Source organism: Syntrophales bacterium (assembly GCA_023228425.1).
In the GTDB taxonomy this organism is placed as follows: Bacteria; Desulfobacterota; Syntrophia; order Syntrophales; family UBA2210; genus MLS-D.
This window is the reverse complement of the sequence record JALOBE010000019.1, coordinates 18,843-32,424: the sequence shown is the minus strand read 5'-3', so window position 1 is coordinate 32,424 and position 13,582 is coordinate 18,843. Positions and strand designations below refer to the sequence as shown.

General features: G+C 58.4%; 10 protein-coding genes. 7 read left to right on the top strand and 3 right to left on the bottom strand.

Annotated features, from left to right (window positions below; all coding sequences use genetic code 11):
- The first annotated feature begins 46 nt into the window (after nucleotides 1-46).
- From M0Q23_08090 to M0Q23_08060, 7 genes are all read left to right on the top strand, one after another.
- Nucleotides 47-1,762: a GspE/PulE family protein gene (locus tag M0Q23_08090; GenBank protein ID MCK9528583.1), complete on the top strand. Its 1,716-nt coding sequence runs from the start codon at nucleotides 47-49 to the stop codon at nucleotides 1,760-1,762.
- Nucleotides 1,763-1,839: 77 nt separating this feature from the next.
- Nucleotides 1,840-3,060, top strand: coding sequence for a type II secretion system F family protein (locus tag M0Q23_08085; protein ID MCK9528582.1), 1,221 nt, complete (start codon nucleotides 1,840-1,842; stop codon nucleotides 3,058-3,060).
- A gap of 620 nt (nucleotides 3,061-3,680) precedes the next feature.
- Nucleotides 3,681-5,081, top strand: coding sequence for a sigma-54 dependent transcriptional regulator (locus M0Q23_08080; protein ID MCK9528581.1), 1,401 nt, complete (start codon nucleotides 3,681-3,683; stop codon nucleotides 5,079-5,081).
- Between the two features lie 1,179 nt (nucleotides 5,082-6,260).
- Nucleotides 6,261-6,425, top strand: a complete 165-nt coding sequence (locus M0Q23_08075) for a hypothetical protein (protein MCK9528580.1) — start codon at nucleotides 6,261-6,263, stop codon at nucleotides 6,423-6,425.
- A 4-nt stretch (nucleotides 6,426-6,429) separates the two neighbouring features.
- The gene (locus M0Q23_08070; protein MCK9528579.1) at nucleotides 6,430-7,284 is read left to right on the top strand and encodes a 3-hydroxyacyl-CoA dehydrogenase NAD-binding domain-containing protein; all 855 of its coding nucleotides are present in this window, start codon (nucleotides 6,430-6,432) and stop codon (nucleotides 7,282-7,284) included.
- Nucleotides 7,285-7,607: 323 nt separating this feature from the next.
- Nucleotides 7,608-8,759 (top strand): acyl-CoA dehydrogenase family protein, encoded by a 1,152-nt coding sequence (locus M0Q23_08065; protein MCK9528578.1) that lies wholly within the window; start codon nucleotides 7,608-7,610, stop codon nucleotides 8,757-8,759.
- Nucleotides 8,760-9,176: 417 nt separating this feature from the next.
- Nucleotides 9,177-9,473, top strand: coding sequence for an integration host factor subunit alpha (locus M0Q23_08060; protein ID MCK9528577.1), 297 nt, complete (start codon nucleotides 9,177-9,179; stop codon nucleotides 9,471-9,473).
- A 9-nt stretch (nucleotides 9,474-9,482) separates the two neighbouring features.
- Here M0Q23_08060 and M0Q23_08055 read toward each other — a convergent pair whose 3' ends face one another.
- The 3 genes from M0Q23_08055 to mnmA form a co-directional block, all read right to left on the bottom strand.
- Nucleotides 9,483-10,103: a hypothetical protein gene (locus tag M0Q23_08055; GenBank protein ID MCK9528576.1), complete on the bottom strand. Its 621-nt coding sequence runs from the start codon at nucleotides 10,101-10,103 to the stop codon at nucleotides 9,483-9,485.
- Entirely contained in the window at nucleotides 10,093-11,400 is a 1,308-nt protein-coding gene (gene purB / locus M0Q23_08050) for an adenylosuccinate lyase (GenBank protein MCK9528575.1), read from the bottom strand. The genes M0Q23_08055 and purB overlap by 11 nt, the downstream gene beginning before the upstream one ends.
- Before the next feature lie 614 nt (nucleotides 11,401-12,014).
- Nucleotides 12,015-13,103, bottom strand: a complete 1,089-nt coding sequence (gene mnmA / locus M0Q23_08045; protein ID MCK9528574.1) for a tRNA 2-thiouridine(34) synthase MnmA — start codon at nucleotides 13,101-13,103, stop codon at nucleotides 12,015-12,017.
- Between the last annotated feature and the right edge of the window lie 479 nt (nucleotides 13,104-13,582).

The window sequence follows — 13,582 nt, the reverse complement described above, 5'->3', positions numbered from 1 at the left end:
GGCGGCGTGAGCGCCGCACCAACGGAAACCTCCAGGAGGATCAAAGGTGAGAGTACGGAAGAAACTGGGTGAAATGCTCGTTGACGCGGGTCTCATCAGTGACGACCAGCTTCAGAAGGCCCTGGCGGGCCAGAAACGGGAGCGGCTGAAGCTGGGGGAATATCTCATAAAACACGGGATACTCATGGAAAACCAGATCATAGACCAGGTGAGTGCCCAGTTGAGGATTCCCAGGTACAGCGAGACAGAGTATCCTCCCGACAAGAAGATGGCCGATCTGGTTCCCCTTGATATAGCCTACAAATACCGGATTGTTCCGGTACGGAAGCGGCCCAATCTGCTTACCCTGGCCATGACGGATCCCATGGATATGACCAGTGTCGACGCCGTGGAGGAACTGACCAAGCTGGAGGTTGAAGCCGTCGTCTGCTCCGTCCGCGAGCTGGACCAGCTCATGGATATCACCTACGGTTCCAGGACGGAACTGGTGGAACTCATGGAAAACCTGGGTGATGTGAAGGTCGACGTTCAGGCCGAGGAAGAGTCCGTGGAAGACCTGAGGGTCAGTTCACTGCAGGACATGGCCGAAGAAGCGCCGGTTATACGACTGGTCAATTCCATCCTTGCCCAGGCTGTCCGGGAGAAGGCGAGTGACATTCACATAAGCCCCGAGGAAAAGTCGGTCTCCCTGCGGTTCCGCATCGACGGCAATCTGGTGGAGATGCCGGCGCCGCCCAAGACGATGGTGCTTCCCATCATATCCCGCCTGAAGATCCTGTCACGCATGGATATCGCTGTTTCCCGGGTACCCCAGGACGGACGGTTTACCGTGAAGATGGAGAACAAGGACATCAATATCCGTGCCTCGGTGATACCGACGGTTTACGGCGAAAACCTGGTCCTCCGGCTTCTTGACATGAGTGCCGAAGTGTACACCCTTGACCGGCTCGGCATGTCCGCCGCGGACCGGGAAAAGATCGAAGTCGCGAGCCGGAAGCCCTACGGGCTGATTCTCAGCACGGGGCCCACGGGAAGCGGTAAAAGCACGAGTCTCTTCGCGATCCTCAAACTCTTGAATTCCCCGGATATCAACATCATAACCCTGGAAGATCCCGTTGAATACCGTATAGCGGGTATCAGGCAGGTGCAGTTGAACCGCAGGGCGGGCATGACCTTTGCCAGCGGTCTCCGGTCGATTCTCAGACAGGACCCCGACGTGGTCATGGTGGGTGAGATCAGAGACGGCGAAACGGCGGGGATTGCCACCCAGTCGGCCCTGACGGGCCACCGGGTTTTGAGTACCGTTCACACCAACGACGCGGCGGGGGCCGTGACCCGCCTTATCGACATGGGCATAGAGCCCTTCCTCGTTTCGTCGGTTCTTCTGGTTTCTTTCGCCCAGCGCCTGCTGAGAACGGTCTGTTCCCACTGTGCCGAGCCCTACCAGCCCGACAGGAAAATAATAGAGGCCTGGGGAATGGATAAATATGAAAATCCGCGTTTCCTTCAGGCGGTCGGGTGTCCGCGCTGCATGTTCACGGGCTACCGCGGCAGGACGGGGGTGTTCGAGGTGCTCATGGTGGACGAAGACATTCAGGCGCTGATATTGAGAGGGGCCACCGCCCATGAGATCAACCGCGCCGCCGTGGAGGCGGGGACACTGCGGATGCTCAGGGAAGACGCTGCTGAAAAGGTGGCCCGGGGCATCACGACCCTGGAAGAGGCCGCCTCGAAGGTTATGAACGTGGATGGTAGCGCCTGAAGAAGGCACAGCGGGACAACGGCGCGCCTGCAACGACGCGCCGTGTCGCGGGGAGTGATACACAGAGGGGATGATACATGCCGAAGTTCGCCTATAAGGCCATTAACCAGGCCGGGACACAGGTCTCCGGAGTCATCGACGCCGACTCGGCGGGAACCGCCGGGATGCTGCTGAGCAACCAGGGCCTCATACCGACGAAGGTTGAAGAGGACAAGCCCCGGAGGAGCGGCTCGGTGCTTCACGAGATCAAGCTCCGGCTCGGCGGCGTCAAGGAAGAGGAGATCATCCTCATGACCAAGCAGTTCCGGACCATGCTGGTCTCGGGACTGTCCATCGTCCAGCTCATTGACATTCTTCAGAACCAGACTCAGAACCCGCGCCTGAGGAACGTGCTTGCCCAGATCAGTACGGACATCAGGGCCGGCAATTCCCTGACGGAGGCCTTTCGTCGTCATGAGAAGGTTCTGTCGCCCCTGTACGTAAACATGGTGAATGCCGGCGAACAGAGCGGAACCCTGCCGGATGTCCTGCAGCGGCTTGTCTATATCCTGGAGCACGAGTACAAGGTGAAATCCGATATCAGCGGGGCACTGCTGTATCCGAAAATCGTCTTGGTAGCCCTCGCCATCGCCTTCACGGTTCTTCTCACCTTCGTCATGCCCACCTTCATCGGTGTCTTTGCTTCCGCGGGCCTCGATCTTCCCCTGCCAACGAAACTGGCACTGGGACTCTACGGTTTTCTCAAGAAGTTCTGGTATGCGGTTCTCATAGTCCTGGTGGGCGGCATCGCCGGGTACCGGTGGTATGTGAATACTCCCGCCGGGAAATATATCAGGGACTCGCTGTTGCTGAAGATCCCCATTCTGGGGACCCTCTTCCAGAAAGCGGCCATGTCCCGGTTCGCCAGCATTTTTTCCATTCTCCAGGCCAGCGGCATCCCCGTGCTGGTTTCCATGGACATTCTTGTGGGAACCATCGGAAACGAGGCGATTGCCCGGGAGTTCAGAAGAATCAGGTCGCTCCTCGGGGAAGGAAGGGGCATATCGAGCCCCCTGCGGTCGGCGAAGTACTTTACCCCCATGGTGGTGGACATGGTGGCTGTGGGGGAAGAAACAGGCGCCCTGGACGACATGCTGCAACAGGTGTCGATGCACTATGACGACGAGGTGGCCTACGCCGCGTCGAAACTCTCCCAGGCCGTGGGGCCGATTCTCGTAGTCAGCCTCGCGGTCGTCGTAGGTTTTTTCGCCCTGGCCATATTCCTTCCCATGTGGGACCTGACCAAGATGGTGCGATAAGCGATCCCGCGGTCGATTCAAGCAGAGAGGCCACGATCCCTGAACGGCGAAGGCTTCGAGGGTCATGCCCTTTACCTGCCGTAGAGTCGATTCAAGCAGAGAGGCCCGCGATCCCTGAACGGTGTCCATTTCGGGGCCGAAGTGCGAGACAGGGCCGCGCGGATGGGGGCTCAAAGGGGCTCACGATCCCTGAACGATATCATTTCGGGGAGCGCCCAGCCCCGTCATTTCGAGGAGTGAAATAAGGTCCGTCATTTCGAGAAGCGGAATAAACCCCGTCATTTCGAGAAGCGAAGCGACGAGAAATCTTTCTTTTTCATTGTTCCGTCGTTTCTCTTTGAAAGATTTCTCCCTCCGGTTCCCTCCGGTCGAAATGACAGAAGGGGGGCGGTCGAAAAGACGAGGAGAGCGGTCGAAATGACAGAAGGGGGCGGTCGTAAAGACGAGGATGGACGCCGTAAAGCCGGTAAGGAGTGGCTGAAATGACGGCAAGGAGTGGCCGAAAAGGCGGCCGGGCGCTTTACCTGACGGGCGGTCGAAATGACGGCAAAGAACGCCCGAAATGGCACGACCGATAGTTTTGCAATGATCGTTGTCCGCAGATAGCGGGAGGGTTCGCCGTGAACGAGCACATCTTCAAAAACGGGACGACCCGGAAAGAGCACGATAGGCAGTTCTCCCCCGGGGGCTTTCTGCCCTTCCACGTGAGTCTCTTCATCCTGGTCCCTTTCATTTTTGCCGGACTGGCGCTTATGGCCTTTCTGGTGGCCGGGCAGGTGACGGGAGGCTACTGGATCTGGGGGGGCTTCGCCGTCATACTCTTCGCGGCCCTTGCGGGCGTCGCCGTCACCGTCGCCCTGCTCCGTCCACTGAGAAAATTCCTCGAAGATCTGAGGCAATTCCCGGTTTTCCCCCGCGAGGCCATCGAGGGACGCAGCAACCTGTTGAAACGAACCGACTTGAGCCGTTTCGAGGCCGTCTTCGATGAGGTGACCAACCTGATCAGCAAGGTCGACGCCCGGGAACGCTTCCCGGGCGTTTCCGGGCAGAGTACGGCCATTCGCACGATCCTCAGCCAGGTCATCAAGGTGGCTCCCACGAACACCACGGTCCTGATTCTCGGGGAAAGCGGCGTGGGGAAGGAAGTGATTGCCGAGGCGATTTATCGGGAAAGCGAGCGGCGGGACAGGCCCTTCATCAAGCTCAACTGCGTGGCCATACCGCAGGGGCTTCTGGAAAGCGAACTTTTCGGTCATGAAAAGGGGGCCTTTACCGGTGCCGTGGCGCGGAAGAAAGGCAAGTTTGAGCTGGCTCACGAGGGAACGCTCTTTCTTGACGAAATCGGCGACATGCCCTTGGAAACACAAGCGAAACTGCTCCGGGTCCTCCAGGAGCGCTCCTTCGAGAGGGTGGGCGGAAACGAAACCATCTCCGTGGACGTTCGATTTATTGCCGCCTCGAACAAGAACCTTCAGCTCATGGCGGAGGAGGGCCTGTTCAGGGACGACCTGTTCTATCGGTTGAACGTCTTCTCCATCTATATTCCCCCTCTGCGGGATCGAATCGAGGATATCCCCGTACTGGCGGCCCGCATGCTGGAGGAATTGCCCGGTCCGCCCCATGTGTCTTCCGGGGCGATGCGGGAGCTGATGACCTATGACTGGCCGGGCAACGTGCGGGAACTGAAGAACGTGCTGGAACGGGCCGCAGTCATGGCCGACGACGGGCATATAACGTCAACGGGCCTGGAGCGCCGCGGGACGGTCAGGGAACCGGCCGTGCCTCCCCGATCACAGCGAGTGACCGAGTCCTTCGGCACGGCGGATGTCCTCGAAGAAGACTTCCATCTCGATCAGTGCCTGGCAGACTATGAAAAGAAACTGATTCTCGCGGCGCTTACCGAAGCCGGCGGCGTGCAATCCCAGGCGGCCCGCATCCTCGGTATCAACCAGCGGAGCCTCTGGCACCGCATCAAGAAATACGGTATCGACCCGAAACAGATAAAGGAGCAATGCTCCTGACCGGCGAGAGTCGGCGGGGAAGGATAGCGGGAACGGCAGAGGTCGAATCCTTGTTTCTGGCGATCATCCATTCCGAACACTGTGAAGGTTTTCCGTTGCCGTGAGGTCCACTCTGTGATAGGTGAATGCTGGTCAGCCCCCGCGGTCGAAACAAGACCATAGAGAGGGACCTTCCCGTTGTGATTTGTGATGTTTCGGGGAGCGCTGAAAACGCCGTCACTTCCGGGAGCGGCTTAAACCCCGTCATTTCGAGGAGGCGAGGGTGGTATAAACCCCGTCGTTTCGAGGAGTATTCATATTCCGTCATTTCGAGGAGCGGAATAAACACCGTCATTTCGAGGAGCGAAGCGACGAGAAATCTTTCTTTTCCATTGTCCCGTCGTTTCTTTTTGAAAGATTTCTCCCTCCGGTTCCCTCCGGTCGAAATGACAGAAGGGGGCGGTCGTAAAGACGGAAAGGGGTTGGACGAAATGACAAGGAGGGACGGTCATAAACCCCGTCATTTCGGGGAGGCGAGGGTGGTATAAACCCCGTCATTTCGAGGAGGCGAGGGTGGTATAAACCCCGTCATTTCGAGGAGTGTTCATATTCCGTCATTTCGAGGAGCGGAATAAACGCCGTCATTTCGAGGAGTGAAGCGACGAGAAATCTTGCTTTTCCTGAGGAGTGCCCCCGGCCCCGTCATTTCGAGGAGCGAAGCGACGAGAAATCTTTCTTTTTCATTGTCCCGTCGTTTCTTTTTGAAAGATTTCTCCCTTCGGTTCCCTCCGGTCGAAATGACGGAAGGGGGCGGTCGTAAAGACGGAAAGGGGTTGGACGAAATGACAAGGAGGGACGGTCATAAACCCCGTTATTTCGAGGAGGCGAGGGTGGTATAAACCCCGTCATTTCGAGGAGTGTTCATATTCCGTCATTTCGAGGAGCGGAATAAACACCGTCATTTCGAGGAGCGAAGCGACGAGAAATCTTGCTTTTCCTGGGGAGTGCCCCCGGCCCCGTCATTTCGAGAAGCGAAGCGACGAGAAATCTTTCTTTTCCATCGTTCCGTCGTTTCTTTTTGAAAGATTTCTCCCTCCGGTTCCCTCCGGTCGAAATGACAGAAGGGGGCGGTCGTAAAGACGGAAAGGGGTTGGACGAAATGACAAGGGCGGTCGGTGACGACGACAAGGAGCGGTCGACGTGACGGAAGGAGCCGTCGGCATGGCGACAGGGGAGCGGTCGGTGCCGGCAGGGGCGCCCGAAGTGACACAATCGGTGGTTTTTAAAAATCTCGTTTTTCACTGGCCCCGTAAGCGTTTCACGGGCATCATGTGTGACGGTATAAACAATCTGAAGAAGGAGTAAGACTATGGAAATCAAAAAGATTTGTGTTCTCGGAGCCGGTTTGATGGGAAGCGGCATCGCCCAGGTCTGCGCCCAGGCAGGGTACGATGTCAGTATGCGGGACATCGAGCAGCGGTTTATCGACAGGGGCATGGACGCCATCCGGAAGAACCTTGAACGGTCTCTTGACAAGGGAAAGACAACCAGGGAGGAGGTCGACGGGGTGCTGTCACGGCTGCATCCGACGCTGGACATGAAGGAAGCCGCCGAAGGGGCCGATGTGGTCGTGGAAGTGGTCCTGGAGATCATGGACCTCAAGAAACAGGTGTTCGAGGAACTGGAAACCATCGTGCCGGCCCACTGCCTCTTTTTCACCAACACCTCCGGCCTGAGTATCACCGAGATGGCGAGCATCACAAAGCGTCCCGACCGGTTTATCGGTACCCATTTCTTCAGCCCTGTGCCGGTCATGCGGCTCCTGGAGATCATCAGGGGATACCAGACTTCCGATGAAACTCTTGAAATCGCCAAGGAGTGGGGGAAGAAGATCGGTAAGGAAGTCATCGTGGTAAACGAGGCACCGGCCTTTGCCGTGAACCGGCTGCTCTGCGTCATGCTCAACGAAGCCTTTTTCGCTCTGGCCGAAGGCGTGGCCAGTGCCGAGGATCTGGACAAGGCCATGACGCTGGGCTGCAACCATCCCATGGGTCCCCTGGCCCTCTCCGACGCCGTGGGCCTGGATACGCTGTTGCGCATCATGGACGGTCTCGAGCGCGAACTGGGAGACAAGTACCGGGCGGCTCCGCTTCTGCGTCAGCTCGTCCGAGCCGGACGCTTCGGGAAGAAAACCGGGGCCGGTGTTTACGACTACAACAAATAAGACGGCTTCGTACAAAGCGCCCCAGCCCTTCTCTGAAGGTCCTGTATCATACAACCAACATGCCGTAAGCGGGCATCGTTGAGTATGGACGCGCCAGCGAATTCCAGAATTGTGTGCTTAATGATTTCATGTGCTTACGGCTATGTTCGTTAGAAGTCCGGATGCTTGATTGCGCTCTCTCCTTCGTTACTGTGGCGTACCGCTCAGTACGCCTCATTCCTCAGGATGTGCGCGCTGTGCCTCAAGGAGCTTTTTACAAAGCCGTCATCAATCAGACGTTTTCCCGCTTTTTACGGAACCCTTGCCGAGAGGAGATTTCAGGAATGGATTTTTCGTTGTCCGATGAAATGAAGATGTTGCAGGAAATGTCCTGGAAGTTCGCTCAACAGGAGATTGCCCCGTTGTCGCACAAGCACGACCTGGAAGAGTCCTACACGCCTGAGATCAGAAAAAAGGCGGCCGAAAACGGGCTCGTGGCCGCCTGGGTTTCGGATGAGTACGGCGGCGCCGGCGTCGGCATCCTGGGAAATTCGCTGATCGTGGAGCAGCTTTCGAGGGTTGACATGGGTATTGGTCTGAACGTCTATGCCGCTTGTTTCGGCCTGGAAGCCGTGAGCATTTTTGGTACCGAGGAGCAGAAGAAGACCTGCCTGCCTCCCTGCTGTGCCGGCGAAACGGTTTGGGCGGGAGCGTACACGGAGCCGAACGCGGGAACCGACGTGGCGGGTTACGCCACCCGGGCCGTCAGGGATGGCGACGAGTACGTCATCAACGGCCAGAAGATGTTTATCACCAACGGCACCATCTGCGACTTTATGCTCTGCCAGTGTATAACCCACCCGGAGGAGAAACGGCACCGGCGGTTCAGCCAGATTATCGTGCCGGCCGACACACCGGGAATAACCCGGAACAAGATCAAGGGGAAAATGGGCATTCGGGCAAACGACACAGCCGACATCGCTTTCGAAGATGTGCGGGTTCCTGTGGAAAACCTGGTGGGCGGTGAAACAAAGGGATTCTACCAACTCATGAGGTTTTTCGACATCACGAGGATCATGGTTTCGGCTCAGGCGCTGGGCCTGGCCCAGGCCTGCCTCGATGAATCCGTCAAGTACGCCGGGGAGCGCACCACCTTTGGCCGGCCCATCGGTACTTATCAGATCACCATGCAGAAACTGACGGAGATGGCCATTCGAATCGAGGCGTTGAGGAACCTTGTGTACAAAGCCTCCTGGTCCGCCGACAGCGACAGCCCCGATTACATGCTGGGGTCGATGGCGAAGTATTACGGCGGCCAGACGGCGGTTTTCTGCGCCAACGCCGCCGTTGAAATACACGGCGGCTATGGCTACATCGATGACTACAAGGTCCAGAAGTGGTACCGCGACGCGAAAATTCTGGAACTGTACGAAGGAACGAAAGAAGCGGAAATACTGGCCGTGGGACGGTACCTGCAGCGCCAGGCGTCCCGGTAGCGGCTGATTCTTCGGGGGCGGGTACAGGCCCGCGTTGCCTCGTTCCGGGAGGTATATCCGTGGAAGGGAACCGGAGGGAGAAATCGTTCACAATGCCGGCGGGATGGCTACGGGGAAAGATCCCTCGCTTTGCTCGGGACATGGATTTCTCGTCGCTACGCTCCTCGAAATGACGGACCTTAAGGCGCTCCTCGAAATGACGGAATGTGGGTGTCCTCGAAACGAAGGTATGCGGGCGCCCCCTGAAATGACGGAATGCGGGTACTCCTCGCAATGGCGGAATGTGGGCGCTCCTCGCAATGACAAAATAAAGGTCTCAAGTCGGAAAACATCTGATTGAGGACGGCTTTGTAAAGAGTTCCGGCTGTCATGCCTCCGGTACCCTTGTACGAAGCCGTCGAAAGAAAGGAAGGGTTCATGGCACTCACGAAGGCTGAAATCGTACAAAACCTCTATGACAATTCAAGTTTTTCAAAAGAGCGTTGTGTCGATCTGGTTGAAAGTGTTTTTGATCTGGTCAAGGACGAGCTTGTCACCGGGTCGCCGGTCCTGATTTCCGGTTTCGGCAAATGGTCCGTCAGACATAAGGGTCCCCGCCGGGGCCGGGACCCGCAGACGGGCAGGGAACTGACGCTGGATTCCCGCCGGGTTGTGACCTTTAAGTGCTCCAGGAAGCTGAAGGAGAGCCTGGAAGGGACTTCATCCGACCTGTGAGGGCTGTCTTCAGTTCCACTGAAGTTCAACCCGGGCGATGACGCCGGTAACGACGAGCGTCACCGGCAGTTCCGTGCCTCCCTCCCTCAGGGGGGCCGCATCGAATGTCAGCAGGTAGATCTTCCCGTAGGCCGGGTTGACGTAGGGATAAAACTCGGTGATCCCGGGACCCGCGTCCCGGAGTTCCTGTATGTCACGAGGATTCAGGCGATCGCCCCCGGGCGTGACGAGAAACACGCGCCAGACCGATTCGGGCTGGTCCAGGTCGATGGCCTCCCGGTCGGGAACATAGGCATAGAGAAGAAACTCGGCGGTGTCTCCGGCGTGTTCTGCGGCCGGGCGGACAGCCGGCAGGTCCTGTTCGTCCTGCCGGTACAGGCGCGCGTACTCCGCCAGGTAGGCATCGACAAACGTGCGGCTTCTGAAGGTCGCCGCCATTTTTGCCCGGGTCGAGAACTCTGAATAGACCGTCGTGTCCCGGGTCCATTCCTGAAGGGCTGCCCGGTATTCCGGAGAAAAGTCCCGGGGACGGGCTATATCGACATAATCTCCGACGACGGCACAACCGGCAAGGACAAGGACGAGGACGAGGGATATCATCGCTGCCGGAAGGGATGTTCTAGGTCGCATCGCTCTCTCCAAAAACACGGTTGAATGATTCATCGAGGTGCTTCAGGTACTGTTCCGCCCGGAAGGTTTCTTCCAGGTCGCCGCCCGAAAGGACTGCCATCACGGCGTCATCTTCCAGAAGAAGGTCCTTGAAGTCACGCCCCTCCCGCCAGGACTGCATGGCCCGCCTCTGCACGACCTCGTAGGCCGCTTCACGGGACATGCCGCTTTCCACCAGCTTCAGCAGCACCATCTGTGAAAAGACCAGGCCGCGGGTCATCTCCAGGTTTTCAAGCATCCGTTCCGGGTACACCTGGAGTGTCTCCATCATGGACGTGAAGCGGTCAAGCATGAAATCCAGGAGAATCGTCGCGTCGGGGCCGATGATCCGTTCGACCGAGGAGTGGCTGATGTCCCGTTCGTGCCAGAGGGGAATATCCTCGAGGGCCGCCAGGGCATAGGACCGCATGAGCCGGGCCAGGCCCGTCAGGTTTTCCGACAGCACGGGGTTGCGCTTGTGGGGCATTGCCGACGATCCCTTTTGCCCCGGGGAGAAGAACTCTTCAGCCTCCCGGATTTCCGTTCTCTGGAGGTGCCTGATTTCCGTGGCGAACTTTTCTATGGAAGATGCGCAGATTGCCAGCGCCGTAAAATACTCGGCGTGCCGGTCGCGCGAAACGATCTGGGTCGAGACGGGTGCGGGTTTCAGACCCAGCTTCCGGCAGACATGGACTTCGACGGAGGGGTCCACAAAGGCGTAGGTTCCCACCGCCCCCGATATTTTGCCGTAGCTCACGGTTTCCCGGGCCCGGACAAGGCGTTCACGGTTGCGCTTCATTTCCTGGTGCCAGAGGGCCATCTTCAGGCCGAAGGTGACCGGCTCGGCATGGATGCCGTGGGAGCGGCCGATCATGACGGTGCGCTTGTGTTCGAAGGCCCGCTTTTTCAGTACGTCCAGGAGCCGGTCAACGCCGGCAATGAGCAGGTCCGCCGCTTCTTTGAGGAGGACCGCGAAGGCCGTGTCCAGGACGTCCGACGAGGTCAGCCCCAGGTGAATATACCGGGCGTCCTCTCCCACCCGCTCCGCGAGGCAGGTCAGGAAGGCGATGACGTCATGCTTGACCGTTGCCTCGATCTCGGCGATCCGTGCCACGTCGAAGGAGGCCTTCGATATGATGGTCGCCAGAGAGGTCTCGGGAATGATTCCCCTGGCGGCCTGTGCCTCGCAAACGAGCAATTCCACGTCAAGCCACTTCCGAAAGCGGTTTTCATCGTTCCAGATGTCCGTCATCGGCTGCCGGGAATAGCGTGGTATCACGGGGATGATCCTCCTCTACCTGTTCTGTCGTCTCGCCCGCTCTTCGTCGTCAACCGACGGCTCCTGTCGCCATGCCGAGCGCTCCTGTCCGTCATTTCGACTGCCCCCCTTCCGTCATTTCGGCTGCTCTGTGCGGTTCCTTCGGCCGCTCCTTGTCGTCACTGACGGTTCCTTCCGTCCCTTCGACCGCCTCTTGTCGTCGCCGACGGTTCCTTGTCATTTCGACCGCCCCCCTTCCGTCATTTCGACCGGAGGGAACCGGAGGGAGAAATCTTTCACGATGCCGGCAAGGTACTGGAAAAAGAAAGATTTCTCGTCGCTTCGCTCCTCGAAATGACGGTATGTGGGTGCCCCTCGCAATGGCGTCATTCACGCGTTCTTTGCGATGATGGCATTCACGTATTCCTCGAAACGGCGGTATGTGAGTATCCCTCGCGATGACGTCATTCACGCACTCCTCGCAGTGACGGATTTTATGACGTTCCTCGCAGTGGCGTCATCCATGCGTTCCTCGCGATGACGTCATTCACGTGCCTCTCGCGATGACGGAATATCGGGTTCGTCGACGGCATGGAGGTTACAAAACCTAATACGACAGAACGAAGTGAGTCAAGTTATTTTACGTTTTCGCCCGGCCGGCAGTTCCTGTCGTCCGGGGCTTTTTCGATAACACCGCCGCCCAGCACCAGGTCGCCTTGGTAGAGAACCACCGCCTGGCCCGGGGCGACGGAGGTCTGCGGTTCGCTGAACTCCAGCCGGACCCGGCCGGGAGCGACCTTTGTGACGGTGCAGGGGGATGCCTGTTTCCGGTAGCGTATTTTGGCCTGTGCCCGCCCGGGAAGAACGTCGACGAGCGTGATGAAATCACCCGCATTAAGCACCGACGACCGGAGATCCTTTCCGGAGCCCACCACGAGTTTGTTGTGTTCGGCATCGATGGATACGACATAGAGGGGTTCTTTCGCCGCGATGCCCAGCCCCCGCCTCTGGCCGATGGTGTAGAAAGCGATGCCCCGGTGGGTCCCCCGCAGCCTGCCGGCCACATCGACAATGGGCCCCGGGTCCTCTTCAACGCCTTCTTTCAGCAGAAACGAGCGGTAGTCCTTTCCCTCGACAAAACAGATATCCTGGCTTTCCCTGCCTCCGGTCACGGGGAGAGCAGCCCTGTCCGCGACGGCCCGGACCTCCTCTTTGGTCATGTTCCCCAGGGGGAAGAGAATCCGGGACATGTTCTCTGTGCCGATGACATAGAGAAAGTAGCTCTGGTCCTTTACTCGGTCACGGGCCCGCATCAGCCGGAGGCCGTTCCCGGTTTCCTCGATTCGCGCGTAATGGCCCGTGGCGAGATAGTCGAAGCCCATGGACCGGGCCGTGTCAAGCAGCCTGCCGAACTTCAGGAGCCGGTTGCAGTCAATGCAGGGATTGGGTGTCCGGCCTCCGCGGTATTGGCGAACAAACCTGTCGATCACCTCGCGCCGGAGAGAATCCCTGAAATCGACAACGTGGTGATCGATGCCGAGGATGGCGCACACCGTCCGGGCGTCTTCAAGGGCATTCCGTCCGTGCCTGTCCCGGTGGTCCTCACCGGTGCTGTCCAGGCGCATGGTTATCCCCGTAACGTCGTAGCCCGCCTCGACCAGCAGACAGGCGGCCACGGATGAGTCGACACCGCCGCTCATGGCGGCCAGGACTGTTTTCTTCATGGCGGTCTCCCGAATCTTCCCGGCATCAAACCTCTGATGAATTCGTACAACGTCGAAAAACGTCCGATAGAGGACGGCATTGTAAAAGCTCCTTGTTCCGTCATGACGAGGGGCACCCACATACCGTCATTTCGAAGGGTGCCCATAATACCGTCATTTCGAGGAGCGAAGCGACGAGAAATCTTTCTTTTTCCAGTGTCTTGCCGGCACCGTGAAAGATTTCTCCCTCCGGTTCCCTCCGGTCGAAATGACGGAAGGAGGGGCAGTCGAAATGACAAGGAACCGTCGGTGACGGAAAAAGCCGTCGGTGCCGACAGGAGGCGGCTGAAGTGGCGGAAGGAACCGCTGGTGACGGCAGGAGGCAATCGAAGTGGCGGAAAGAGCCGCTGGTGACGGCAGAGGCGGTCGAAGTGACGGAAGGAACCGCTGGTGACGGCAGAGGCGGCCGAAATGACGGAAGGAGCCGTCGGTGACGGCAG

Bases quoted from the DNA above. Each gene is read 5' to 3' on its own strand.
- M0Q23_08085 (MCK9528582.1), top strand. From the start codon at position 1,840: ATGCCGAAGTTCGCCTATAAGGCCATTAACCAGGCCGGGACACAGGTC.
- M0Q23_08070 (MCK9528579.1), top strand. From the start codon at position 6,430: ATGGAAATCAAAAAGATTTGTGTTCTCGGAGCCGGTTTGATGGGAAGC.
- M0Q23_08065 (MCK9528578.1), top strand. From the start codon at position 7,608: ATGGATTTTTCGTTGTCCGATGAAATGAAGATGTTGCAGGAAATGTCC.
- M0Q23_08060 (MCK9528577.1), top strand. From the start codon at position 9,177: ATGGCACTCACGAAGGCTGAAATCGTACAAAACCTCTATGACAATTCA.
- M0Q23_08055 (MCK9528576.1), bottom strand. From the start codon at position 10,103: ATGCGACCTAGAACATCCCTTCCGGCAGCGATGATATCCCTCGTCCTC.
- mnmA (MCK9528574.1), bottom strand. From the start codon at position 13,103: ATGAAGAAAACAGTCCTGGCCGCCATGAGCGGCGGTGTCGACTCATCC.